The organism is Pseudomonas sp. SAS7 (assembly GCF_052112345.1).
GTDB lineage: Bacteria > Pseudomonadota > Gammaproteobacteria > Pseudomonadales > Pseudomonadaceae > Aquipseudomonas > Aquipseudomonas putida_Q.
Genome location: NZ_JBEGGO010000009.1, coordinates 124645 through 147780 on the forward strand (window position 1 = coordinate 124645; position 23136 = coordinate 147780).

The window sequence follows — 23136 nt, forward strand, 5'->3', positions numbered from 1 at the left end:
TGCTTACCTGTCGAGTGGGCTGTTGGTCTTGACCTGATAGGTGGGCAAGTAAAGCTGCATGGAAGTTCCATGGCCGGGTTCACTGTCTACATGGATGGCGCCACCGCTCTGCCTGGCAAAGCCATACACCTGGCTAAGGCCCAGGCCAGTGCCCTTGCCGAACGCCTTGGTAGTGAAAAATGGCTCGAAGATGCGCGGTAGTACTTCTGGCGCTATCCCTTCACCGCTGTCGTCCACCACGAAGCGCACAAAGCTGCCGTGCAGCCCTTCCACCTCGCCAGCCAACTCGACCACTTCGGCCGTCAGGCTTATCCGGCCATCCCCTGCGATGGCATCGCGGGCGTTGAACAGCAGGTTCAGCAGCACCATCTGCAACTGCCCGGCATCCACTTCGATCAACGGCAAGCCCGCTTGCAACTGCACCTGCAGTTCAATCGAGCTGGGCAGTGCGTGCTCCAACAGGCCACGGGTGGCGGCTACAAGGTCTTGCGGTGCGACGCACGCCACATCGAGCTGGCGGTGACGGGCAAAACTGAGCAGCTGCTGGGTCAGTTCGGTGCCCCGCTGCCCCGCATCGAGAATGTGCTGCAGCATGCGCTGGATACGCGCCGGGTCCTGGCTGGCCAGCGCCAGGCGGGCCGAGCTGATGATGATGGTCAGCATGTTGTTGAAGTCATGCGCCAACCCCCCGGTCAATTGGCCCAGGGCTTCCAGCTTCTGCGCCTGGAACAGCTGGGCGCGCACGGCATCGAGCTGCATCGCCGACTCGCGACGGTCGGTGATGTCCCGCGTGACCTTGGCCAGGCCGATGATCTGGCCCTGGTCATCGCGGATCACGTCCAGCGCCGCCAGCGCCCAGAACTGTGTGCCATCCTTGCGCACCCGCCAGCCCTCATCCTGCGCCACACCCTGCTCCAGCGCCTGGCGCAGCAAGCGCTCGGGGCGGCCGTCGGCACAATCCTGGGGGGTGAAGAATAGCGAGAAATGCTGGCCGATCACTTCATCGGCGCGGTAGCCCTTGATCCGTTGCGCGCCAGCATTCCACGACACCACATGGCCGGTCGGGTCGAGCATATAGATGGCGTAATCCACCACCGACTGCACCAGCTGTTCATAGCGCTGGGCAGGTATGACGGGGTGATCGAGACAGTCAGCTGAAACCATGAAAACTCCGCTGGCACAGCAGGAGGGACGATATGACCTTAGCCGAGGGTAACCGCCAACGGCCCCCTGTGGCTAGCAATGGTCAGCGTTCAGGCTCGACCAGCGCAGGGCTGATACGGCGTGGCATGGCAACTTTGAGCAGCCACAGGCCAACCAGCAGGATCCCCCCGCCGCCAGCCAGAGCCATCCACCGCTGCGGCTGTGGGTGCTCGGCATCGAAACCGAGCATCAAGAGGTAGCCACCCAGGCTGATCAGGCTGAGGTAAAGAAAAGCCCCCAACACGATCACCAGCGCAAACAACAGCCGCCAGAACAGCCGTGGGCGCACGACACGCTCGCTAGCGTCGGACTGAGCCATCGCCGCATACTCTTGGATCCAATAAAGGGGCAACAGTGGCGTAATGACAGCAAGGTGTCAATTACCCAGTAGTTCGACCCTTCATTCTGTTGATCATAGGTGCTGCAGTTGACTCTACTATAACAATGGGTTATAAAGCGCGCTTGATTGCAAAGCCCTTCTGCTTAGAAGCGAGCTGGTCGTTGCGGCCCTTTCAAGCGTGCGAGTGTGGTGGAATTGGTATACACAGCAGACTTAAAATCTGTCGGCGTGAGCCTTGCGGGTTCGAGTCCCGCCACTCGCACCAAACTTCGTTGAAAAGGCGCCCTTGCGGCGCCTTTTTGCTGCCTGCCAGCAATGTCTTGCGCAGCTGCTAAAGTGGAACTTGTCCCCGTCCACTGGAACGCCACCATGCGCTACTCCCTGTTCGATGGCCAACGCGACATCATTATCCTGATCGCCCGCGTACTGCTGATGATCCTGTTCGTCTTGTCTGGCTGGGCCAAGCTCACCGGCTTTGATGGCACGGTTGGCTACATGACGTCGTTGGGCGCGCCTGCCCCCATGCTGGCGGCTGCAATTGCCGTAATCATGGAGTTTGTCGTCGCCATCCTGCTGATCCTGGGCTTCTACACCCGTCCGCTGGCGTTTCTGTTCGCGCTGTTCGTGCTGGGCACGGCGCTGCTGGGCCACCCGTTCTGGAACATGGTCGACCCTGAACGCAGCGCCAACATGACCCAGTTTCTGAAAAACATGAGCATCATGGGCGGCCTGCTGTTGCTGGCCGTGAGCGGCCCAGGGCGTTTCTCGGTGGACGGGCGCTGAGTCAGTCGTCTTCGCAGTCATCGAACCAGGCTGGGTGATCACGCTCCTCGTCATCGAGGTCATCCAGCGTTTCCTCGTCTTCTTCCACTTCATCCTCGGCGCCTTGGGCATCCGCCTCAGGCTCCATGTCGTCGTAGAGAAACTCATGGTCAAGCAGGTGATCGTGCTCGGGTTCGTGCAGGTCGTCTTCGTCGTGCATGCTGGCTCCTGGCGTGATGGCAGGCCTGTATAGGCTGAACAGGTTCTTAGGTCAATGCGTTCGCTTAATCCTGGGTTAACCGGCCGGGTGCAGCCTGTAGGCTCTCCCTTCAAACGTCTTTTGCCCGCCTTTCATGGCGGGCTTTTTTATGGCTGTGGGAGCATGACAGCCTCATGACCTGAGCTTCACGAAATACTGACAACCGGATTGGCACACTGGCCCCGCTCCGTACGTTCTTGCAGCCCGCCGCATCATTGCCGCGGGCTTTTCTTTTTGCGACGTGTTCTTGAAGCATGACCTGTAGCAGTTTTGCCCGACCCGGCAAGGGCTATGCTAACCCAGCGATAACCCAAGCTCACTCGGATAGACACGGAGGCTCTTATGAAAGCTGCTGTTGTTGCACTAGGCCGTCGCGTGGACGTAGTAGAAAAAACCCTGCGCCCCCTCGAACACGGCGAAGCGCTGCTGAAGATGCAATGCTGCGGTGTATGCCACACCGACCTGCACGTGAAAAATGGCGATTTCGGTGACAAGACCGGCGTCGTGCTGGGCCACGAAGGCATCGGCGTGGTTCAGGAAGTCGGGCCGGGCGTTACCTCGCTCAAGCCGGGCGACCGTGCCAGTGTTGCCTGGTTTTACCAGGGTTGCGGGCACTGCGAATACTGCAACAGCGGTAACGAAACCCTGTGCCGCGAAGTGAAGAACTCCGGGTACACCGTGGACGGCGGCATGGCCGAAGCCTGCATCGTCAAGGCCGACTACTCGGTCAAAGTACCCGACGGCCTCGATTCCGCTGCGGCCAGCAGCATCACCTGCGCCGGCGTCACGACCTACAAGGCGGTGAAAATCTCCAACATCCGCCCAGGCCAATGGATTGCCATCTACGGCCTCGGCGGGCTGGGCAACCTGGCCCTGCAATATGCCAAGAACGTCTTCAACGCCAAAGTGATTGCCATCGACGTCAATGAGCAGCAACTGCGCTTCGCCAGCGAAATGGGCGCAGACTTGGTGGTCAACCCGCTCAACGAAGACGCTGCGAAGGTTATCCAGGCCAAGACCGGTGGCGCCCACGCCGCCGTGGTGACTGCCGTCGCCAAAGGCGCGTTCAACTCGGCCGTCGACGCCCTGCGCGCTGGCGGGCGGCTGGTTGCCGTCGGGCTTCCGTCGGAGTCCATGGACCTGAACATTCCCCGCCTGGTGCTGGACGGGATCGAAGTGGTGGGCTCACTGGTAGGCACACGCCAGGACCTGCAGGAAGCCTTCCAGTTTGCGGCTGAAGGAAAAGTAGTGCCCAAGGTGACCCTGCGGCCAATCGAGGATATCAACCAGATCTTTGATGAGATGCTGGAGGGCAAGATCAAGGGCCGTATGGTTATCCAGTTCGAAGGTTGACAGCCTTAGGCTTGTACGAAAAGTCGCCGAGCGGCGATCAGGCAAGGCGAAAACAGGCGAGTAAGCGGAGGTTGCTAGTTGCAAATGAGCATTCCCAGCCCATTTTCAACGCAGTATGATCGTCGCGCAGGCACTTTTCGTACAAAGCCTAGGGCAGATCATTTCGCTCGACCGCCAAGCCCGTAGATGATCATCTTCGGGCTTGGCGGTCTCTCGATAGTCAAGGGACAGACCATGAGCTTCGATTGGCACGCCGGGCCGATTACCCGCACCACTGCGCTGGACAAGCACTACCGCAATACGCAGAAGGTTCGTCAGTTTCTGCTCAGTGAATGTGGGGAGGCATTCAGGTTCGATCGCGCCTTTATGGCCTGGATCAAAAGCGGCGCACCCTCAACGATGGGCGAAGTCGCGGACGAATGGCAGCGAATCAATCGATGACAGCCGGCGCCTGAGGCCTGCAAGCAAGGTTGTGCGGTGGCCGCGTCTTTCAGCATCTTGTCCAATGATTCCACCATGCTGGAATAATCCATTTCCTGACTCCGTCAATGTTGGATTTGGCTTTAGTTCAACCATAGCTTGGGAACGTTTCAATACTTTGATGGGGAGCGAGGACGAAATCACCCGCCCCCTTCCCAATGACCGGCTCCTCGCGGTCGAGGTTCAAGTTGAGTGTTCAAAATGCCGTGTATGCGTAGGTGGACGAAAGCGGGCGCATGAAGCACAGGCGAGTTTCCTGACGCCAGCAAAGACAGGCTGAAGCATTACGATTCTTCCATTACAGGTAGGGGCCGCCCTTGTGAAACTATGGATTGGAATGGCGCTCGTAGTCGCGCTGAGTGGGTGCGGGACAATGCGCACTGTGTCGAATGAACCAAAGGCTATGGACGACCTGGCGCAATGGAATTCCTACTGCCCGGAGATCCCGCGGATGTATAGCGGTGTTGCCTACCAGTTCTGCAACCTGACTGCACCGGAACGCACGGGAGTACATCCAGACCCCTATCAAGTCCTGGTAGACATGGCTGCGTCTGGCATTGCTGATACCGTTGTGCTGCCGTACACCAGTTATCAGCAATACAAGCACGGAAACATGGTCATACCAAGCTTCAGCCCGCAGATGCCTCAGGCACGGGCTGAGCCGGATCTTTAGCAGCCATCAGACCTTGGCGCTGGAGTCGTCAGGCGCAGGGCGCAGCTACCGCCCACACCCTAGGGACGTTGTGTTTAACCACCTGACCTCCCCGGTTCAACAGCGGCCTAGCAAAATCTGAGTTCGCACGGGTTCAAGCCACAAGCTGCTGACCAAGGCAGTCAACCGGTACGTTGTGATTCTGTACGCTCACCACCGAATCCCAGCCCTTGGTCGCGTTCCAGTAGATGCATGAGCCCGTCGAATAACGATCCTGCCAGCACAGGACATCACCCCTTTCAATCCGCGCAGGCGACTCCAGTTTGATGATTGTGTAGCCGCCCTGCCCTTCTACCCAGATCGCAATGCGATCCAAGTTCATCCTCTCAACCACGCCAACGGTCAGCACTCCGGTTCCCTCCATAGAAAGCCAGTGCGGATGAAACACGATTTGAAATCAAAATGCCACTATCGAAAAAAGGGCACGCATGAAGTCATTTCTGAGGCGTTATGCGCTTCGGTTCCAGTGGAAGGCGACAGCCAGTATGGTGAATGCCAGCACAGCCTCGGCTACCAGAAACGCGCCGTAAAAGTCTTCCGAAAACATGTCAGTTATTCCGCAGGTAAGCGTTGGGATAGGTGCGCCACGCGTCTGACGCAGTACGCCACTCTCAGAGCGATCACCGCTCTCGGAAGTTCATCGCATTTGCGCCACTGCCAAGGGAGGCATTCAATGCTTTTTAGGCAGCCAAGCAGCGATAAGCCACAGAACACCCGTGGCAAGCACCCAAGGCCACCTGGCTCCCGGGTTCAGAACCATCCCTATCAGGGCAAGAATAATCAGCGCTACCCCAGCCCAGCGCCTGCGCTTCGTGGTGAACCACCGCTGGAATGCTCTGTGCTTTCCCCGCAACCGCATTACCACTCTCCCTGTCTGGTAAGCGCAAAAGCATATCACCGCTATTCATCGGCTCGGTCGTGAGGCTGTTCCGAGCCCACAGACTGAACGTGATAGTGCTTGCGCATGACAAAATTACAAGCTGTGCGTAAAGCCTCGAAAAAAATGAATTTGGTAGTTGCCTGTTCAGTCAAGAATTATGAACGCAGTAAATCTGACGAGGTGACAGCAATGACTATCCAAGCAGAGACACTCGCTCAACTGACCGAGGCGCTACAGAAGCACGGCATGACCCTGGTATCAGACGTTGCATTTACCAGAGCGCCTTACAGGTACAACCACCGCTGGATCTGCACCGTAGAGTAAAGACCTTCATGGCCGGCGGTCTGGGATAGATCCTCCGCCGGCCCCACTAAGCTCAACGCTCTTCTTGCACTCGGCGAACCACGCCGATGGCACGCTCAACATTTGACCGTCCACAGCTGATCAATCCGCGTCGTATAGGATTGGCTCATCATCTCCCTCCTCATACCCCAGTCCGGTGTCGCCGGCACGCTGGCGGCCCGCATTGTCCCTCTCCCCCAGCGCTGGTTAATGTCATCCATCACCTGCATCAGTCGGTCACATCCCACCGACTGCTTGAGCGCGAACAAATCTTCTGAAAATTCGCCTGGTTGCCGCAGGTCCATCAACAGCACCTCTGCCTTGCTGTACCGAAACCCTGGCCTGAAGATCCGGCCAACCGCGTCGGTAGCCAGCCTGGTCAGCAACAGCGTGTCGCAGGTTGGGTATGGCAGTTCTACCAATGCGCCTTGGGCGTGGTGCGCCTCGTCTGGGTTGAACATGCCGGTACGGATGCTGACGCGCATGCGCTTGCAAACCGATCCCTGGGCACGAAGCTTTTCCGCCGCGCGTCCCACATAGGTGGCCACGGCCTGCTTGAGCGGCGCCAACTCGGTCACACGTTTGCCGAACATCCGGCTGCAGCAGATTTCCTGCTTCGGCGGTTCGGCCTCATCGAGCTCAAGGCACGGCGTGCCAGCCAGTTCCCGAGCCGTCTTCTCCACCAGCACACTGAATTTCTGCCGCAGGGTCCAAGCATCGGCCTTGGCTAGATCCATCGCCGTGTAAATGCCCATCGCCTCAAGGTGCGCGGTCATCCGCCGGCCAACCCCCCATACCTCTTTCACATCGGTGTTGCGCAGCACCCAATCACGCTTGAATGGATCGGTAATGTCGACCACACCGCCAGTCTGGGCTTGCAGGCGCTTGGCCGTGTGATTGGCCAGCTTGGCCAGGGTCTTCGTACCGGCGATGCCGACACCCACGGGAATACCGGTGCACTGGAAGATCCTGGATCGCAGCTTTCGCCCGAACTGCGTCAGGTTCTCCCGAATGCCGGAGAGGTCAGCGAAGCATTCGTCGATGCTGTAAACCTCTGTCGCGGGCACCATCGACTCGATCAACGTCATGACACGCTCGCTCATGTCGCCATACAGCGCGTAATTACTGCTGAAGGCCATGATGCCGTGCTGTCGCAGCTTGTCCTTCGCCTGGAAGTATGGCTCGCCCATCTTCACGTAAGGCTTGGCGTCGTATGACCTGGCAATCACGCAGCCATCGTTGTTGCTCAGTACGATGATCGGGGTCTTGGTCAGGTCTGGCCGGAAAACGCGCTCGCAACTCGCGTAAAACGAGTTGCAATCGATCAGCGCAAATACCTGGTCACTGCGCATGGTCGCGAACGCTGTAACGCACGACACCCCAGATGACGAGTTCATCGCCCTCCATGATGTACCGCGGTGGGTAGGCCGTATTCTCCGATTTCAGTATCACCACACCGTCGCGACGGTGCAGACGCTTGCAAACCGGCTCGCTGTTGACGGCAGCAATGACCACATCGCCGTGCTCGGCCTCGCGCCCGCGGTCTACGATGACGATATCGCCCGAGTAAATCCCTGCGCCTTGCATGCTGTCGCCCTCAACTTTCACCAGATACACATGGGGCGCACGGAGGTCGAACAGTTCATCAAGGGAAATATGGCCTTCCAGATGGTCCGCTGCAGGCGATGGGAAGCCAGCCGGAACGTGAAACGAATAGAGCGGTAACGGTTCGGTACCACCGGTTGGCGTACCCAGGAATGTGATGGTCATGATGGAAGGTCCAATGCAAACTGTATGCATATACAGTAAATCTGGCATCGGGTGTCCGGTCAATCCTGGGCGGTGAAATTTCTGACAGGCGAGAGGTGGGATATGTGCGGACGGTACTCGATCTACGAGTCAATGGATCACTATCTGCGCCAGTTATCGTTGGACCTGGTGGTCATCAATGGCTACGACCACGAGTCAATCAGGCGCTACAACGTGGCGCCGTCGACCCGCGTCGAGATCATACGCCAGCTAGACGGCTCGCTCAGTGTGGATCGGGTCAGGTGGGGATGGTCGCCTTTTTGGGCGAAGGGAAAGAGGCCGGACCCGATTAATGCTCGGGCCGAAACGGTGGTAACGGGGAAATTCTTCAAAGGCCTGTGGCCAGATGGTAGAGCCCTGGCACCGGCGAACGGATGGTTCGAGTGGATACCCGACCCGGTGGATCCGAAGCGCAAGCAGCCGTACTACATCACAAGCGCTGATGGAGGGCCGCTCTACTTTGCTGCGCTTGCAGAGGTACACCAGAGCATAGAGCCAGATGAGCGCGATGGGTTTGTAATCATCACCGCAGCTGCGGATCAGGGGCTGGTCGACATACACGACAGGAAGCCTCTGGTGCTGACACCGGAGACGGCCAAGGAATGGCTGGACCCGGCAACATCTCCAGCGCGCGCGGCAGCGATTGTTGACGGGGGCTGCAGGCCGGCTGAGGATTTTCGTTGGTATCCAGTCGGCAAGGCGGTGGGTAATGCAAGGACCGAGGGTGAATCATTGATTGCGGCGATAGACAGCGAAAATCATCAGGGTCAGCTAGAGTTTTGATGAGTTGAAGCACCGCGAGGCAACGATCATGCTAAAACAAGAAGCAGACGACGTGATTGAGCGTATCAGGGACGATCTGAAAAGGCACGGCGTGCTGATCGGCTACGATCCAGAGCTTACCAGTGCTGATTTCGGGTGCGACCTGGACCACCACACTGCTCAGGTCAGAGATGATCCGAACAATCGTGTGTTGCGTATCGCAATACATGATGAAGGCTTGTGGGCCCAGCTGCGACAGGGGGCGGTGTATCGCTGCAGTGTCAGTGATTGTCGAGGGAAGCTCTTCGGCATACCTATCATGATAGAACCAAGAACCGATGCGTCCTACACCATTCAATACAAGCTCTCTGAAGGGTAGAAGGTAGTCTGCCGGCGAGTCTACCCGAGCGGTGGAAGCGCCTTACCGCGTGCCTCGGCCACTAAACGGGTAAGCAGCCCAGTAAAGCTGGCCCTGGCAAACTTTACGAGGGTTGAAGTCGATATTGCCGGGGTTGTTTTGCGGGTGCCGCATGGTGTGGACATGAGTTCTCTGCTGGGGAAGAGAAGCCCGCGCTCGGCAGGCAACGATGTGTCTTTTATGTTGATGGAACGTCCAATCTGCATGTACCCATGCATGAGATTGGCAATGAAAAAGGGATTTTTTGCGTTTGGGATGGTGACCTGCTTGCTTACCGGCTGCTCCCACTACTCCAGTAGCGCTTATGAGAGCTCTACCCGCCCACATGAAATCGCGTGCGATGACACCCCGCCAAATCAACCTGGCTGTTACAACCGCCAGTACCAGGAAGGCATTCTCAACAAGCTGGTTGATTCCATTCGCGAAAGACGGTGATGGCTTATGGACAACGTTATCTTGCCACTCATGGGGCCAGCTAGCTAAACGCCCTGGAGACCAGCATCCAGGGCTTCGTGAGTTGGGCCAGCCCATTACCAGCACGGATACATTCACTGATATTTTTTAGGAATTTGCTGGATCGCTGACGACTTTGACAGAAGGCGTGCTTTTTCCAGAGATGAGCTCATGCTCATCGACCTTGGAGATGCGGATCTGTCTGTGGAAATCACGACCGTTATCGTAAATTATAAGAATTTCGCCGTCATCCCCGAAGCTGACAACGGGATATGAAACCTGAATAGAAGCGTCTGGCTCAACAATCTTTTTATAGCGGTATGTGGAGATAATCTACTGCGTTGCACACTGGTCCCCGCTATCCTGGACGGATCATAAGCTTGCGCCAGCTCTCGATGCGTTGGGACACACCGGCTGAGCAGGTCGGACAGCGCCATGGCGTCGCTGATGACTATGGAGTGGGCTTTATCAGAGATCAATCCGTGATTGGCGGTTCGCCATAACAAGGAGATAGAGCGCGGCTTCTTCGCGGATGAGCTGGGAGATGCTGAGGCTTCAGCGAAGCAGGAGACAAAGCTGCTCGGAAGTTGATCTCCAATGGCGACGCTAAGCTGCTCACCAAAGCTCGCCAGTTCCAGTTCCGCCTGTTCAGTGCGGAAGCCGCAGCGCTTCTTGAAGCCCCATGAACCCAGATTTTGGAAGCCTCCAAGCAGCGCATCGTGAGTCTCTAGATGGAGAGTAATGGCAAAGTGGCATCCATTTGATATCCTTCGACTTCACGCCGGAGGGTACAAAAATGGCACGTAAGGGAAAAACCCTGAGCAGGACTTTGCGAAAAGAATTCGCTAATGGATTGGCGCTCCCTAAAAGCTTATTTTTTTTACACAACGTCAAGTATACAGCTATTGCTGAGGTTTTGCTCGAGGGCAAGATTAAACCTAAAATCTTGGTGGAATTTACGCCCACTCAGTTGAAAGCGCTTATGGAGAGTAGAATATATCACCTCGGCGGAGGCGCGCATGCGAATCTAAGGAAAAGAGAAAGTTACGGAATTTACAAGAGGCCGCCAAAACCAAAACCTCCTTCGGAAGAGGTCGCGGAAGCGCATCGGGTGATCCAAGAGCAAAGGCAAATAATCGAGGAGCTGAATAGAAGCGAAGAGTGCTCGCAGCGTTCAATTAGATCAAAAACCAATTTAGTCCGCGAAATAGAACAGCGAGCATCTGACCTCGAACGAGATCTCGTGGAAAGCCGAAAGATCTACCAATCTGCACTTGATGAAAACAGAAAGCTCAAGGAAAAAATTGATCAGCTACTGGGCAAAGAGGGGCGGATGAAAAACTCGACAGACAAACAAGTAAATTCCTTGGATCCAAACCCTTACAAGCATCGGCTACCAGGCAGTCATGGATGAGCTAAAGACGATCGTGGCTTGATCGACTAGATGAACTGGGCCGGCTTGCGCACCCAACCCCCAGTACTGCAGCAGTAGCGGAAGTAACCGACCTCAGGCCGCTCATGTAGCGGCATGTGAACGGAGCCTGTCTAGTATGGTTTGGCCAGTTTCGGCGACTTACGCCAGCAAAACCGAGAAGCTTTCCAGCGGTTTTAGACAACCGAAACAACCGTCCTCCGGCGTTCTGCCGAAACCAAACCCCGATTCGCTTCACTAGCATTTTCTCGCCAGCCTAGCCCCTTCCCAATAGGCCGTACGTCAGCAAGATCTCGGGCAATGGTTCGACCTGGGCGGTACACCCCCACGGCCTGGGCGTGAACGGCTGCACAGAGATGTGCCGGCCGCTACGCCCAACTGATAGAGCATGATCTGTAGTAGGAGATCGACGCAGAATAGCGCGATTAGGCTACACCCACAGACCCGCGAGTCTGATGCGCATTCATCCAACGGTTCGCAAGAGTTACGCAGACGAGCGGCACGATAGTCCACACAATGTCCGACCATAACTCCCCACCACTGGATTTATCCGTTACAAAAGCGGGAACATCTTGCCCGGTGTATAAGTATGTCAGAGCCTTAGCTAGGCAATGTGTGAGATTATCAGTTGCCATTATGCAAAGCAGAGACACGACCAGGAGATTAATCATGTAAGAGGTCTTGCCATTTCCACGTTTTTTTGACACCCACAACCCCATTACCATAACTACAATGGCGATAGTGTAAGCTACGAACGCCAGCCACACTTCCCTGCCATACGTAACCCACGCCAGCAGAGCGCCAATGGCTGCGGCCACCATGATTGACAGCGCATCAAGGCCAGTCTGCTTGACGCCTATTACCAACGACTTGTCATACCCGAAAATCTTAAACATCTACTTAACCTTGTCTCAAGGTGAATCAACCAGAATGGCTTGCCTGTCTCATTGGATATTGGCAAAGCATGGCATTTTGACATCTCGCTGACGCGGCGTCACTTCATGTTTGATACGCGCACCAACGGGAGGTCAATTTCGGACCACCCTTGCTGAAGCGCCCTCATCACTCATCCTCGTTTGCTTATAGGCAGGCAGCCTCGGCACACTTCAGAGCTGGACCCACTTCTCTCGGTCGGTGCGCGCACATCGCCATCTCGTGAGCACCGTGGCGGCGCGAGTGGCTGTGTGGCCTCAGGCGATAGCAGCGGTATGCGAGCCGGCGCCGGAAGTCGAGGACATCAGTCACGCGAGCAGGCTGCTCGAACATTCCAAGGAGGGGATAACGAAGCGGGCGTACTGGCGGATCGGCGAAGTGGTTTCTTCTGCCAAATAATTCGCTGATGCGGAACGATGCCTCGGGATGCGGAAACGACCGGGTTTTCCTGGGCGCAAATAAAAACCCCGCAGACGTTAATCTGCGGGGCTTTCGAATGGTGGAGGCCGAGGTCGGAATCGAACCGGCGTAGACGGATTTGCAATCCGGAGCATAACCACTTTGCTACTCGGCCTCAAAGGTCGGATCTAGCTGCTTGCGCTTTGCTATCTCCTTGAAACGCTGAACCTTTTTCAAAGTTTGCTGCGTTTCGATGGGCGCCATTATGTCTTCATTCTTTTAACCTTGCAACCCCCTGAACGAAAAAAAATTTCAACGGGTTCAAGGTGTTAGCGCAGGCGGCCGAGTTTACTCCACAAGCCCACCACGGTGTTCTCCACCGTGCCGCTGGCTGCCATGCCGATTCGCTCCTGCAGGCTCTTGCGTTCGGCATAGTGCAGGTGGAACAGGTTGGCGTTGCGCGCGCGTGCGCTGAGGTACTCGTCGCTGGTCTGCAGTTCGTCCACCAGCTGGCGGTTGAGTGCGGCTACGCCGAGCCAGACTTCGCCAGTGGCCACTTCGTCGATGTGCAGCTGCGGGCGGTAGCGGGCGACAAAGTCCTTGAACAGCTGATGGGTGATGTCCAGGTCTTCCTGGAACTTCTCCCGGCCTTTGTCGGTGTTCTCGCCAAACACGGTCAGGGTGCGCTTGTATTCGCCAGCAGTCAGCACTTCAAAGTCGATATCGTGCTTTTTCAGCAGGCGGTTGACGTTAGGCAACTGCGCCACCACCCCGATCGAACCCACTACGGCAAACGGCGCACTGACGATTTTCTCGCCGATGCAGGCCATCATGTATCCGCCGCTGGCGGCCACCTTGTCGATGCACACGGTCAGCGGGATGCCCGCCTGACGAATGCGCGCCAGTTGCGACGCCGCCAGGCCGTAGCTGTGCACCAGGCCACCACCGCTTTCGAGGCGCAGCACCACTTCGTCACGCGCGGTGGCGAGGGTCAGCAGCGCGGTAATCTCGTTGCGCAGGCTTTCGGTGGCAGAGGCTTTGATGTCGCCATCGAAGTCCAGCACGAAAACCCGGCCCTTTTCCTCGGCCTTGCCTTTCTTTTGCTGTTTTTCCGCCTTGGCTTGCTGCTTGCGCAAGGCCTTGAGCTGGGCCTTGTCGAGCAGGCCGGACTCCAGGCGCTCGCGGAGGTCCTTGTAGAATTCGTTCAGGCGGGTGACCTGCAGCTGCCCACCCGGTTTGCGCCGCCCTTTGCTGCGCAACCCGGCGATGGCCGACAACACCACGAGGATGGCGATGACCAGGGTGGCGGTTTTGGCGAGAAAGCTTGCGTACTCGGCAAGAAACTCCACGTTGACTCCTTAAATACCTGCGCCAAAGCGGCGCGTAGCTGTTGCAAGCATACCGCTGCACCTGAGGCGCTGCCAGCCGGTGTAAACGCTGGCAACACCTTTCAAACAACCTTTTCAAACGCTTGTATGTTTTTTCGTTGACAGCCCGTGTGCTGCATCCTAACCTCGCAGCAACCTCCAAACAGGCCGGAACCTTTCGTGGGCAACCTCTACCTGATCCGACATGGCCAAGCCTCCTTCGGTGCCGATGACTACGACGTCCTCTCGCCCGTGGGCGTGCGCCAGAGCCAGGCCCTGGGCGAGCATCTGGCCCAACTGGGTATTCGGCTGGACCGCTGCGTGGCAGGCGACCTGCGTCGCCAGCAGGATACCGCACGCCTGGCCCTGGAGGCCTTGCATGCCAGCGGCTGCCCGGTGCCGGCTGTTGAGACCGACGCCGCGTTCAATGAGTTCGATGCCGATGGCGTCATCCGCGCCCTTTTGCCCGGGCTGCTGCCAGAAGAACCCGATGCCCTGCACATCCTGCGCAATGCTGCGCAGCACCGCAGCGAGTTCCAGCGCCTGTTCGCCTTGATGGTGCAGCGCTGGCACGCGGGCGAACATGCCGACGATGGCCTGGAAAGCTGGCAGGCGTTCACCCGCCGTGTACAAGCTGGCCTGCAGCGCGTGCTGGATGCCGCTGGCAGCGGCGACAATGTCGCCATCTTCACCTCGGGCGGCACCATCGCCGCCCTGCTCCACCTGGTTACCCGTATTACCCCCAGCCAGGCGTTCGCGCTGAACTGGCAGATCATCAACACGTCGCTCAGCCAGCTGAAGTTTCGCGGCCGCGACGTGGCACTGGCCTCCTTCAACAGCCAGGCCCATGTGCAGTTGTTGAGGGTACCGGAGCTTGTCACCTATCGATGAGCCCGGTTTGTTGTGTCCCTGCGGGGACGTGTAAATAACTCTATAAGGAATGCGCCATGACCTCCGTAGCTGATGCCGTCAAAAAGATGCAAGAGAAGTTCAACCCATCCGCTGCCGCCGGCCTGGACCTGGTGTTCGGCTTCAACATCACCGACGAAGGCAAGCAATACGCGCTGATCGTCAAAGACGGCACCTGCGACCTGCAGGAAGGCGAAAATCCGGACGCCAATTGCACTCTGGTGATGGACAGCGAAACCCTGAAGGGCATCGTCAGTGGCGAAACCGACGGCATGCAGGCCTTCATGGGCGGCAAGCTGCGCGTTGAAGGCGACATGATGCTGTCGATGAAGCTCAGCGAGCTGTTCCCGTCCTGAGGGCTGGGTACACCGGGTGATCGAAAAACCGAAGCCTTGCCGGCTTCGGTTTTTTTTTGCCCTGCATTCGGTGCAGTGATCCACCTGCAACACCCTCGCCTATATGGCACCTGGCACGCTTGTTCCAACGCCAGCAGGCCATTAGATTAGCCAATAGTCCTTGCGATCGAGAATAAGGAAAACGCATGACGCTCACCGACCAGTCCACCCAGGTACGCCCCGGCGAAGAACTCGACGCGGCCGTCATCGACCCTTTCCTCAAGGCCAACATCCCCGGCCTGGACGGCCTGCCGAGCATAAGCCAGTTTCCCGGGGGGGCCTCCAACCTCACCTACCTGGTCAGCTACCCGGGCCGGGACTTTGTGCTGCGCCGCCCGCCCTTCGGGCAAAAGGCCAAGTCGGCCCACGACATGGGCCGCGAGTTCCGCATCCTCAATCAGCTTAACAGCGGCTTCCCCTTCTGCCCCAAAGCGTATGTGCACTGCACCGACAGCAGCCTGATCGGCGGCGAGTTCTACGTCATGGAACGGGTCAAGGGCATCATCCTGCGCTCGGACATCCCCGCCGAGCTGAACCTGGACGCCCGCCGCACCGAGGCCCTGTGCAAAAGCTTTATCGACCGCCTGGTCGAGTTGCACCAGGTGGACTACAACGCCTGTGGCCTGGCCGACCTGGGCAAGCCGGAAGGCTATGTGCAGCGCCAGATCGAGGGCTGGACCAGCCGCTACGAAAAAGCCCTGACCCCGGATGCCCCGCACTGGGAAAAGGTGACCGCCTGGCTGCACGATAAAATGCCCGCCGACCATCCGAAACCCGCCATCGTGCACAACGATTACCGCTTCGACAACGTGATCCTCGACGCCGACAACCCCATGCGCATCATCGGTGTGCTGGACTGGGAAATGGCCACCCTGGGCGACCCGCTGATGGACCTGGGCAACAGCCTGGCCTACTGGATCGAGGCCGACGACCCGGCGCCGGTGCAGATGATGCGCCGCCAGCCGAGCAACGCGCCGGGCATGCTCACCCGCCGCCAGTTCGTGGATTACTACGCCGAGCGCGCGGGCATCCCGCTGGACAACTTCGATTACTACTATTGTTATGGCCTGTTCCGCCTGGCCGGCATCGTCCAGCAAATCTACTACCGCTACTTCCACGGCCAGACCCAGGACAAGCGTTTCGCCCAGTTCATCCACATGAACCGCTTGCTGGAGCAGATGAGTTTGCAGGTCATAGCCAAGTCCAGCCTCTGAACAACGCCCACGACGACGGATAACAAGGAAAACAGCATGTCCAAGACCCACCTGTTCGACCTCGACGGCAAGATTGCCTTTGTTTCCGGCGCCAGCCGCGGCATCGGCGAAGCCATCGCCCACCTGCTGGCCCAGCAAGGGGCCCATGTGATCGTTTCCAGCCGCAAGCTCGACGGTTGCCAACAGGTGGCGGAGGCAATCATCGCGGCCGGTGGCAAGGCGACGGCGGTGGCCTGCCACATCGGTGAGATGGAACAGATCCAGCAGGTGTTTGCCGGCATCCGCGAACAGTTCGGGCGCCTGGACATCCTGGTCAACAACGCCGCCACCAACCCGCAGTTCTGCAACGTGCTGGACACCGACCTGAATGCTTTCCAGAAGACCGTGGACGTGAATATCCGCGGTTACTTCTTCATGTCGGTAGAAGCCGGCAAGCTGATGCGCGAGCATGGCGGCGGCAGCATCATCAACGTGGCATCCATCAACGGCGTGTCCCCCGGCCACTTCCAGGGTATCTATTCAGTGACCAAGGCGGCAGTCATCAACATGACCAAGGTCTTCGCCAAGGAGTGCGCCCAGTTCGGCATTCGCTGCAACGCCCTGCTGCCGGGCCTGACCGACACCAAGTTTGCCTCTGCACTGGTGAAAAACGATGCCATCCTGAATGCCGCCCTGCAGCAGATCCCGCTCAAACGCGTGGCCGACCCCAAGGAAATGGCCGGCGCGGTGTTGTACCTGGCCAGCGATGCCTCCAGCTACACCACCGGCACGGCACTCAACGTCGACGGCGGCTTCCTGTCCTGATCAGGCTTTGATTGCCACCAAGGTGTAGCTCAGGGGCAGGCGTGCAGGCTGCTCACGCAAGCGATACTCACCATCGCTGCCCTTGACCATCTGTCCCGGTAGGGCCTCCCAAGGGATGCTCTGGTGCTCGACCAGCACCGTCAGTTGCAACCCATGCGCCAGCAGGGCAGTAACCACTTCACCCAGGCCGTGGTTCCATTCGTGGGTTTCGGTGTGGGCAAGGCGCTGTTCAGTCTCGACGTAGGTCTGGTCGTTATGCCACACCGTGGGCGCTTCGTGCTCGAAATACGGGTATTCGAGTTGCAGGCGGTCCTGGTGGTCTTCATTCACGGCCATCAGCATCGGGTGCCCATCACGCAGGAACAACCGCCCGCCCGGTTTCAGCAGCGCCGCGACCGTGCGTGCCCAGGGCTCGATGCGGGGCAACCAGCAGAGCGCGCCGATACCTGTGTAGACGAGGTCGAACGTGCCTGCCGGCAGCACCTTGTCGGCGGCATAGACGTCGGACTCTACATAGTCGATGGGCACCGCGCAGCGCTCGGCCAGTGCCCGCGCTTCGGCCAGCGAAGCCGCGGAATAGTCCAGGCCGCTAACCTTGGCGCCAAGGCGCGCCAGCGAAAGGGTGTCGGTGCCAATGTGGCACTGCAGGTGGACGGTCTTCAGCCCATTGATATGGCCGAGCAAAGGCAGGTCGAAGCGCACGGTTTCGGACAGGTGCCCGGAGCGCTGGACCAGAATCTCGACTTCGTACTCCTTCGAGGCAGCGTGCAGCGGGGCGCGTTCGTCCCAACTGGTGCGGTTGAGTTGCAGTGAGCGGTCCATGGTGTCTTCCTTGAATGGTGACGGCTCATGCTAGCCGCCGCCTGACCATCTACGACACCACTGCCTTGCTAAAAATTGTAAAGAGCAAACAACTCGACTGCACTGGCCCTTGTAGGAGCGGCCTTGCGTCGCGATAGGGCTGCGAAGCAGCCCCAGCAATATGTGCATTTGCGCTGAAACCCTGGGGCCGCTTCGCAGCCCTATCGCGACGCAAGGCCGCTCCTACAGGCCGGCGATGAAGCCGGTACAGGCTCCAGCCCTTACAGGCAGGTCGCCGCCGCTGCCCGGCGCTGCAGCGCCACGCCGTCATTCTTCTGCGCGTAGTAGTCGACCCGCGCCCCGCCCGCCTGGGGGTAAACATCCACAAATGCCTCGGCCTCACGGGTATACACGGTAAACCCGCCCTGCTTACGGGGTTCCAGGTAACCACTGGCATCGTCGCCGAACACCTTCTCTTCCTGCCAGCTGAACTGAATGCACTGCGCCACCAGCTGCGGCGCCTTGTGCGAATCGAGCTGCGCAGTCGGCTTGCCGCCGCGGGCCGTCTCCATGGTCGCAGAAGCACAACCGACCAGTATCAGCGCCGCGGCCATCGGCAGAATCGCACGCATGTTCCATCCTTAGGGTATCGAAAAAGAAGCGACTCTAGCACTCGCGGGCATCCCGAGTGAATTGTCACGCGCATGCCGCTGTCGCAGATAAGGTATGCCGCCATAAGGAGCACCACATGAAGCTTCACTATCTGCTACTCGCCGCCCTGCCCTGCCTGCCCCTGGCCGTCAGCGCCGCGCCTTCCAGCGAAGAAAGCATCACCGCCCCGGAAACCCACAATCGCACGCTTGAAGTGGGCGACAAGGCCCCGGACCAGTACAAACGTGACGAGGAGGCCATCAAGGACTGGAAAGCCAAAGGCTTGCCAGCACCGGAGAAGGAAAGCCATTGGGTACGCATGGGTGACCACTACGTGCTGGTGCAGATCACCAACGGGGTAGTGCTGGCGATTCAGCCGGCGTCCTGAATCCACCCGTCTACACCACTGCCGCCATGTGCACCGTGTTGCGCCCGGCGGCCTTGGCCTGGTACAGCGCCGCATCGGCCTGGGCCAGCAGGTTGGCGGTGCTGTCTTTGGGGCCCGGCACACCACACCACAAGCCGACGCTGAAGCGCAGTTCGATCTGGTCACCGGCAAAGCGCGCCGGGCTGCGCGCAATGGCCTCGCGCAGTCCTTGCAGCGCAGCCATCGCCCCGCTGCGGTCAGTGCCCGGCAGCAAAAGCAAGAATTCCTCACCACCATAACGGCCCAGGCTGTCACCCTGGCGCAGCCGCTGCTGCAACTGGCGCACGCAATGGCACAGCACCTCGTCGCCGGCCAGGTGCCCATACAGGTCGTTGATGCGCTTGAAATGGTCGATGTCGATCATTGCCACGGCCAGGCTTGCCTGTTGCTGGCGAGCATGGTCCAGCTCCACGGCAAACCGTTCCAGTATCGCCCTGCGATTGAATGTGCCGGTCAGCACATCGTGCAGGGCCAGGTGCTGCAAACGGGACTCGCTGCGCTCCTTGGCCATCAGCACCAGCCCGATCGAATACATCATTACCGTGGCCGTGCCGATTGCCACGGATATGCTCTGCTTGAGGTTGCTGGTGTCGTAACGCATTTCCACCGCCGTGCCAGTGGCCACTGCGACCACACGCATGCCCAGGCCGACCAGGCTGATCAACGCACCGATCTGCAGCAGCAGGTGGGCCCTGCCCGGCCGCTCGGCATGGCGCCACGCCCAGTAAAGGATCAGCGAGCACTGCAGCATCAATACCAGCGTCGCCAGCAGCATGCGCGGCTCCAGCGTATCGAGCAGCAGCATCAGCCCCACCAGCATGCAGGCGGGGATGACGAAAATGACACGCCAGGGCACCACCTGCTCACGCACCCGGAACAGGCTGGCGGTGTACAACGCCAAGGCCAGCGACAGCAAGCTGTTGCCCAGGCCGTAGCTGACCCACAGCGGGGCCTGGGCATAGACGGTGTAGCAGACATAAGCCAGGGCATGCACCAGCAGCCCGCAACCCGTGAGCAGCAGGTTGTCACGGCGATTGCTGCGCCCGACCAGCAACAGGCAGAAGGCCAGAATGGTTGCAACCAAGGCAACGGCGGCGAACAACGTGGGAGTGTGGGCGATCATCGTGATTCACCGAGTGGCAGATTGCCGTCTTGGCTGCGGCTTACCTCACAGTCTAGGGGGACATTGCGCACTCGACCATGACCGAATGGGACAGAACAGCAGCCCTCAAGCTCGCCACTTATCACCGACGCGACAATTTTTTGCCCGCCCGGGAAACCAAATGGATCATTCCCAGTCTCAGGAAGTGTCCCGTAAACCATTGCGGATCAAGGACCTATATCGTGATGACCCGCCTTGCAAGCCTTTCGCTGATTGCTGCCGTCCTGCTGACCGCAGGCTGCCACAGCCACCGCTACCATGACGATGACGATGGCTGGCGCGACCGCGACCGTGGCCACCGCCACCACCATCGGCATGACCGCGATGACGATGACAATCGTCAGTACCGCGGTGACCGCGACTACCGCTGAAGCGTCTTTGCACCCCTGACCTGCCGCCCGCTGCGCGGCACTTTAACCTGATGATTCCTTTGAGGTTCGTATCATGCGTCTGACTCTGCCTTCCCTTGCCCTCGGCCTGCTGCTGTGCCAGGGTGCTTTCGCCGGTGACGGTACTGCCGCCATTGGCGGTGGCCTGGGTGGTGTGCTGGGTAACGTTGTCGGTCAACAACTCGGCGGCAAGACCGGCGCGGCCATCGGTGCCGGCGTCGGCGGCGCAGCCGGCAGTGCGGTAGGTGCGCGCAAGGGCAACCGTACCGAAGCCGCCATCGGCGGTGGCCTGGGCTCGGCTGGCGGCTCGCTGCTGGGCGGCGCGGTGGGCGGCAAGACCGGCTCCACCGTCGGTGCTGGCCTGGGCGGCGCCGCTGGCGGTGCCCTCGGCAACCACCTGGGTGACGACAACCGCGGCAGCAAGAAGCACCGCCGTCACCGTCACTGACTAGCTGACTCAAGGGCCGCCATGCGGCCCTTTTTGTTGCAGCACATCAACACCCCCTTCATCACAAGCTGGCACACTGGCTGCTACTGTCTATCGTGCCCCGTGTGAAGGAACACCCCCTCCCCATGAACCAAGATCTGCTCTGGGTCCTCGGCCTGCTGGCCATCGTCGTCGTCTTGTTCATCATCAATCGCCCACGCATGGACGTGGTCGCGCTGATGGTGATTCTGGCCCTGCCGCTACTCGGCATCCTTACCGTGGAGCAGGCCCTGGCCGGCTTCAGCGACCCCAACGTGGTACTGATCGCCGCCCTGTTCGTGATCGGCGAAGGCCTGGTGCGCACCGGTATTGCCTACCGTATTGGCGAATGGATGAGCGAGCGGGCCGGCAATAGCGAAACACGCCTGCTGGTGCTGCTGATGGTGGCCGTGGCCGGGCTGGGGTCGATGATGAGTTCCACCGGTGTGGTGGCCATTTTCATCCCGGTGGTGCTGAGCATTGCCGCGCGCCTGCAGCTGTCGCCCAGCCGCCTGATGATGCCACTGGCGTTTGCCGGGCTGATCAGCGGCATGCTAAGCCTGGTGGCCACACCGCCCAACGTGGTGGTGCACAGCGAGCTGGTGCGCAATGGCGAAGCGGGCTTCAGCTTCTTCAGCTTTACCCCGTTCGGCCTGGTGGTGCTGGTGCTGGGCATCGGCTACATGCTGCTGACCCGCCACTGGCTGAACGGCGAAGTGCGCAAGGACGGCCGCGTGGAAACTCGCCGCACACTGCTGGACCTGGTGCTGGACTACAAGCTCAACGGCCGTGAACGGCGCCTGCGCATACGCCCTGATTCACCGCTTATCGGCCATACCCTCGGCGAGCTGGAGTTGCGCACCCGGCACGGCGCCAACGTGATCGGTATCGAGCGCCAGCACAAGTTCACCACACGGGTGATCTCCGCCGACTCCAACACCGTGCTGCATGAGGGCGACGTGCTGCTGCTTGACCTGTTCGCCAACCGCGACGACCTGCGCAGCCTGTGCCAGACCATGCAACTGGAGCCACTGCACTTCAAGGCGGCTTATTTCATCGATCAGTCTCAGGAGCTGGGCATGGCCGAGGTTTCGCTGCCGCCGGGCTCGCAGTTGATCGGCAAGAGCATTCTCGAACTGGCCTTCCGCACCCGCTTCGGTCTCAACGTGGTCGGCCTGCGCCGCGAACAGGCCGCTATCGAAGAGCAACTGGTGGAAGAAAAACTGCGCCTTGGCGATACCTTGCTGGTGGTCGGCCCCTGGAAGGCCGTGCGCCAGTTGCAAGGCCAGCCCAAGGACTTTCTTGTACTGAGCCTGCCCGCCGAGGTCGACCAGGTCGCGCCAGCCCGCACCCGCGCACCACAGGCATTGTTTAGCCTGGCGGTAATGGTCGGGCTGATGGTGAGCGGTGCCGTGCCCAATGTCATCGCGGCCTTGATCGGTTGCCTGCTGATGGGCGCCGGCCGCTGCATCGACATGAACAGCGCCTATCGGGCCATTCATTGGCAAAGCCTGGTGCTGATCGTCGGCATGCTGCCATTCGCCCAGGCACTGCAAAAAACCGGTGGTATCGAGCTGGCGGTGGGCGGGTTGGTCAGCGTGCTGGGTGGGGCCGGCCCCAGTGTCATTCTCGCCTGCCTGTTCGCCGTCACGGCGGTGATTGGCCTGTTCATTTCCAACACGGCCACTGCGGTATTGATGGCACCGGTGGCTGTCAGCACTGCAGCGCAACTGGGCATGTCGCCCTACCCGTTTGCCATGACCGTGGCGCTGGCCGCGTCGGCGGCGTTCATGACCCCGGTGTCATCACCGGTCAACACACTGGTGCTGGGCCCGGGGCAATACCGCTTCGCTGATTTCGTCAAAATTGGCGTGCCGTTCACCGTGTTGGTGATGTTGGTCACCGTGGTGATGGTGCCGTGGTTCTTCGGGCTATGAGGAAAGTAGCATAGAGTAGAGGCAATTTGACATTATCTCGACCGATCGCGGCAGATTGACATCAAGTGGCCTGACGA

General features: G+C 59.3%; 28 protein-coding genes and 2 tRNA genes. 18 read left to right on the forward strand and 12 right to left on the reverse strand.

Annotated features, from left to right (window positions below; genetic code table 11):
* Nucleotides 1-3: 3 nt before the first annotated feature.
* Both ABI582_RS16110 and ABI582_RS16115 read right to left on the reverse strand, forming a co-directional pair.
* Nucleotides 4-1164, reverse strand: a complete 1161-nt coding sequence (locus ABI582_RS16110; RefSeq protein WP_442119690.1) for a two-component system sensor histidine kinase NtrB — start codon at nucleotides 1162-1164, stop codon at nucleotides 4-6.
* An 82-nt stretch (nucleotides 1165-1246) separates the two neighbouring features.
* On the reverse strand, nucleotides 1247-1522 hold the full coding sequence (locus ABI582_RS16115; RefSeq protein WP_338744520.1) for a hypothetical protein: 276 nt from the start codon (nucleotides 1520-1522) through the stop codon (nucleotides 1247-1249).
* Nucleotides 1523-1723: 201 nt separating this feature from the next.
* Between ABI582_RS16115 and ABI582_RS16120 the strand changes: the two genes are divergently transcribed.
* Nucleotides 1724-1808 (forward strand) — tRNA-Leu (locus tag ABI582_RS16120).
* Nucleotides 1809-1912: 104 nt separating this feature from the next.
* Nucleotides 1913-2326 carry a DoxX family protein gene (locus tag ABI582_RS16125; RefSeq protein WP_016498950.1) on the forward strand — a complete coding sequence of 138 codons (414 nt, stop codon included), beginning with the start codon at nucleotides 1913-1915 and terminating at the stop codon, nucleotides 2324-2326.
* Between the two features lies 1 nt (nucleotide 2327).
* Here ABI582_RS16125 and ABI582_RS16130 read toward each other — a convergent pair whose 3' ends face one another.
* Nucleotides 2328-2525, reverse strand: coding sequence for a hypothetical protein (locus ABI582_RS16130; protein ID WP_063425561.1), 198 nt, complete (start codon nucleotides 2523-2525; stop codon nucleotides 2328-2330).
* Between the two features lie 381 nt (nucleotides 2526-2906).
* Between ABI582_RS16130 and adhP the strand changes: the two genes are divergently transcribed.
* From adhP to ABI582_RS16145, 3 genes are all read left to right on the forward strand, one after another.
* Complete coding sequence (adhP, locus tag ABI582_RS16135; protein WP_442119691.1) at nucleotides 2907-3917, forward strand: alcohol dehydrogenase AdhP; 1011 nt, start codon at nucleotides 2907-2909, stop codon at nucleotides 3915-3917.
* Between the two features lie 234 nt (nucleotides 3918-4151).
* Nucleotides 4152-4358, forward strand: a complete 207-nt coding sequence (locus ABI582_RS16140; protein WP_442119692.1) for a DUF6434 domain-containing protein — start codon at nucleotides 4152-4154, stop codon at nucleotides 4356-4358.
* Between the two features lie 442 nt (nucleotides 4359-4800).
* Complete coding sequence (locus ABI582_RS16145) at nucleotides 4801-5070, forward strand: YceK/YidQ family lipoprotein (RefSeq protein ID WP_338744523.1); 270 nt, start codon at nucleotides 4801-4803, stop codon at nucleotides 5068-5070.
* Between the two features lie 133 nt (nucleotides 5071-5203).
* Here the strand turns inward: ABI582_RS16145 and ABI582_RS16150 are convergent, their stop codons facing one another.
* Complete coding sequence (locus ABI582_RS16150) at nucleotides 5204-5458, reverse strand: hypothetical protein (RefSeq protein WP_338744524.1); 255 nt, start codon at nucleotides 5456-5458, stop codon at nucleotides 5204-5206.
* Nucleotides 5459-6073: 615 nt separating this feature from the next.
* Between ABI582_RS16150 and ABI582_RS16155 the strand changes: the two genes are divergently transcribed.
* Nucleotides 6074-6313, forward strand: coding sequence for a hypothetical protein (locus ABI582_RS16155; protein WP_442119693.1), 240 nt, complete (start codon nucleotides 6074-6076; stop codon nucleotides 6311-6313).
* A gap of 95 nt (nucleotides 6314-6408) precedes the next feature.
* Here ABI582_RS16155 and ABI582_RS16160 read toward each other — a convergent pair whose 3' ends face one another.
* Both ABI582_RS16160 and ABI582_RS16165 read right to left on the reverse strand, forming a co-directional pair.
* Nucleotides 6409-7683 (reverse strand): Y-family DNA polymerase, encoded by a 1275-nt coding sequence (locus ABI582_RS16160; RefSeq protein WP_338744525.1) that lies wholly within the window; start codon nucleotides 7681-7683, stop codon nucleotides 6409-6411.
* The gene (locus ABI582_RS16165) at nucleotides 7673-8101 is read right to left on the reverse strand and encodes a LexA family protein (RefSeq protein WP_338744526.1); all 429 of its coding nucleotides are present in this window, start codon (nucleotides 8099-8101) and stop codon (nucleotides 7673-7675) included. Before ABI582_RS16165 ends, ABI582_RS16160 begins: the two co-directional genes overlap by 11 nt.
* A gap of 102 nt (nucleotides 8102-8203) precedes the next feature.
* Between ABI582_RS16165 and ABI582_RS16170 the strand changes: the two genes are divergently transcribed.
* The 4 genes from ABI582_RS16170 to ABI582_RS16185 all read left to right on the forward strand — a co-directional run bounded on the left by ABI582_RS16170 (nucleotide 8204) and on the right by ABI582_RS16185 (nucleotide 11187).
* Nucleotides 8204-8923 carry an SOS response-associated peptidase gene (locus ABI582_RS16170; protein WP_338747516.1) on the forward strand — a complete coding sequence of 240 codons (720 nt, stop codon included), beginning with the start codon at nucleotides 8204-8206 and terminating at the stop codon, nucleotides 8921-8923.
* Nucleotides 8924-8951: 28 nt separating this feature from the next.
* Nucleotides 8952-9281 (forward strand): hypothetical protein, encoded by a 330-nt coding sequence (locus ABI582_RS16175; protein ID WP_338744527.1) that lies wholly within the window; start codon nucleotides 8952-8954, stop codon nucleotides 9279-9281.
* Between the two features lie 162 nt (nucleotides 9282-9443).
* The gene (locus ABI582_RS16180; protein WP_442119694.1) at nucleotides 9444-9755 is read left to right on the forward strand and encodes a hypothetical protein; all 312 of its coding nucleotides are present in this window, start codon (nucleotides 9444-9446) and stop codon (nucleotides 9753-9755) included.
* A gap of 814 nt (nucleotides 9756-10569) precedes the next feature.
* Entirely contained in the window at nucleotides 10570-11187 is a 618-nt protein-coding gene (locus ABI582_RS16185) for a hypothetical protein (protein WP_442119695.1), read from the forward strand.
* Between the two features lie 443 nt (nucleotides 11188-11630).
* Here the strand turns inward: ABI582_RS16185 and ABI582_RS16190 are convergent, their stop codons facing one another.
* The 3 genes from ABI582_RS16190 to sohB form a co-directional block, all read right to left on the reverse strand.
* Nucleotides 11631-12101 (reverse strand): hypothetical protein, encoded by a 471-nt coding sequence (locus tag ABI582_RS16190; protein ID WP_442119696.1) that lies wholly within the window; start codon nucleotides 12099-12101, stop codon nucleotides 11631-11633.
* Nucleotides 12102-12638: 537 nt separating this feature from the next.
* Nucleotides 12639-12712: transfer RNA gene (locus tag ABI582_RS16195), tRNA-Cys, on the reverse strand.
* 154 nt (nucleotides 12713-12866) lie between these two features.
* On the reverse strand, nucleotides 12867-13886 hold the full coding sequence (gene sohB, locus ABI582_RS16200) for a protease SohB (RefSeq protein WP_019470684.1): 1020 nt from the start codon (nucleotides 13884-13886) through the stop codon (nucleotides 12867-12869).
* A 198-nt stretch (nucleotides 13887-14084) separates the two neighbouring features.
* Here sohB and ABI582_RS16205 point away from each other — a divergent pair, with 198 nt between their 5' ends.
* The 4 genes from ABI582_RS16205 to ABI582_RS16220 all read left to right on the forward strand — a co-directional run bounded on the left by ABI582_RS16205 (nucleotide 14085) and on the right by ABI582_RS16220 (nucleotide 17226).
* Complete coding sequence (locus ABI582_RS16205; protein WP_338744531.1) at nucleotides 14085-14795, forward strand: histidine phosphatase family protein; 711 nt, start codon at nucleotides 14085-14087, stop codon at nucleotides 14793-14795.
* A 56-nt stretch (nucleotides 14796-14851) separates the two neighbouring features.
* Nucleotides 14852-15169, forward strand: coding sequence for an SCP2 sterol-binding domain-containing protein (locus tag ABI582_RS16210; protein WP_016487959.1), 318 nt, complete (start codon nucleotides 14852-14854; stop codon nucleotides 15167-15169).
* 185 nt (nucleotides 15170-15354) lie between these two features.
* The gene (locus tag ABI582_RS16215) at nucleotides 15355-16422 is read left to right on the forward strand and encodes a phosphotransferase family protein (RefSeq protein WP_442119697.1); all 1068 of its coding nucleotides are present in this window, start codon (nucleotides 15355-15357) and stop codon (nucleotides 16420-16422) included.
* A gap of 36 nt (nucleotides 16423-16458) precedes the next feature.
* On the forward strand, nucleotides 16459-17226 hold the full coding sequence (locus tag ABI582_RS16220; RefSeq protein WP_338744533.1) for an SDR family oxidoreductase: 768 nt from the start codon (nucleotides 16459-16461) through the stop codon (nucleotides 17224-17226).
* Here ABI582_RS16220 and ABI582_RS16225 read toward each other — a convergent pair whose 3' ends face one another.
* Complete coding sequence (locus ABI582_RS16225; RefSeq protein WP_442119698.1) at nucleotides 17227-18048, reverse strand: class I SAM-dependent methyltransferase; 822 nt, start codon at nucleotides 18046-18048, stop codon at nucleotides 17227-17229.
* 260 nt (nucleotides 18049-18308) lie between these two features.
* Nucleotides 18309-18659: a hypothetical protein gene (locus ABI582_RS16230; protein WP_258908972.1), complete on the reverse strand. Its 351-nt coding sequence runs from the start codon at nucleotides 18657-18659 to the stop codon at nucleotides 18309-18311.
* 116 nt (nucleotides 18660-18775) lie between these two features.
* Between ABI582_RS16230 and ABI582_RS16235 the strand changes: the two genes are divergently transcribed.
* On the forward strand, nucleotides 18776-19066 hold the full coding sequence (locus ABI582_RS16235; RefSeq protein WP_016498899.1) for an RcnB family protein: 291 nt from the start codon (nucleotides 18776-18778) through the stop codon (nucleotides 19064-19066).
* A gap of 10 nt (nucleotides 19067-19076) precedes the next feature.
* Here ABI582_RS16235 and ABI582_RS16240 read toward each other — a convergent pair whose 3' ends face one another.
* Nucleotides 19077-20228 (reverse strand): GGDEF domain-containing protein, encoded by a 1152-nt coding sequence (locus tag ABI582_RS16240; protein ID WP_442119699.1) that lies wholly within the window; start codon nucleotides 20226-20228, stop codon nucleotides 19077-19079.
* 224 nt (nucleotides 20229-20452) lie between these two features.
* Here ABI582_RS16240 and ABI582_RS16245 point away from each other — a divergent pair, with 224 nt between their 5' ends.
* From ABI582_RS16245 to ABI582_RS16255, 3 genes are all read left to right on the forward strand, one after another.
* Nucleotides 20453-20638 carry a hypothetical protein gene (locus ABI582_RS16245; RefSeq protein ID WP_016487966.1) on the forward strand — a complete coding sequence of 62 codons (186 nt, stop codon included), beginning with the start codon at nucleotides 20453-20455 and terminating at the stop codon, nucleotides 20636-20638.
* A 73-nt stretch (nucleotides 20639-20711) separates the two neighbouring features.
* Nucleotides 20712-21104, forward strand: a complete 393-nt coding sequence (locus tag ABI582_RS16250) for a glycine zipper domain-containing protein (protein ID WP_016498896.1) — start codon at nucleotides 20712-20714, stop codon at nucleotides 21102-21104.
* A 125-nt stretch (nucleotides 21105-21229) separates the two neighbouring features.
* The gene (locus tag ABI582_RS16255; RefSeq protein WP_442119700.1) at nucleotides 21230-23059 is read left to right on the forward strand and encodes an SLC13 family permease; all 1830 of its coding nucleotides are present in this window, start codon (nucleotides 21230-21232) and stop codon (nucleotides 23057-23059) included.
* Nucleotides 23060-23136: the final 77 nt, after the last annotated feature.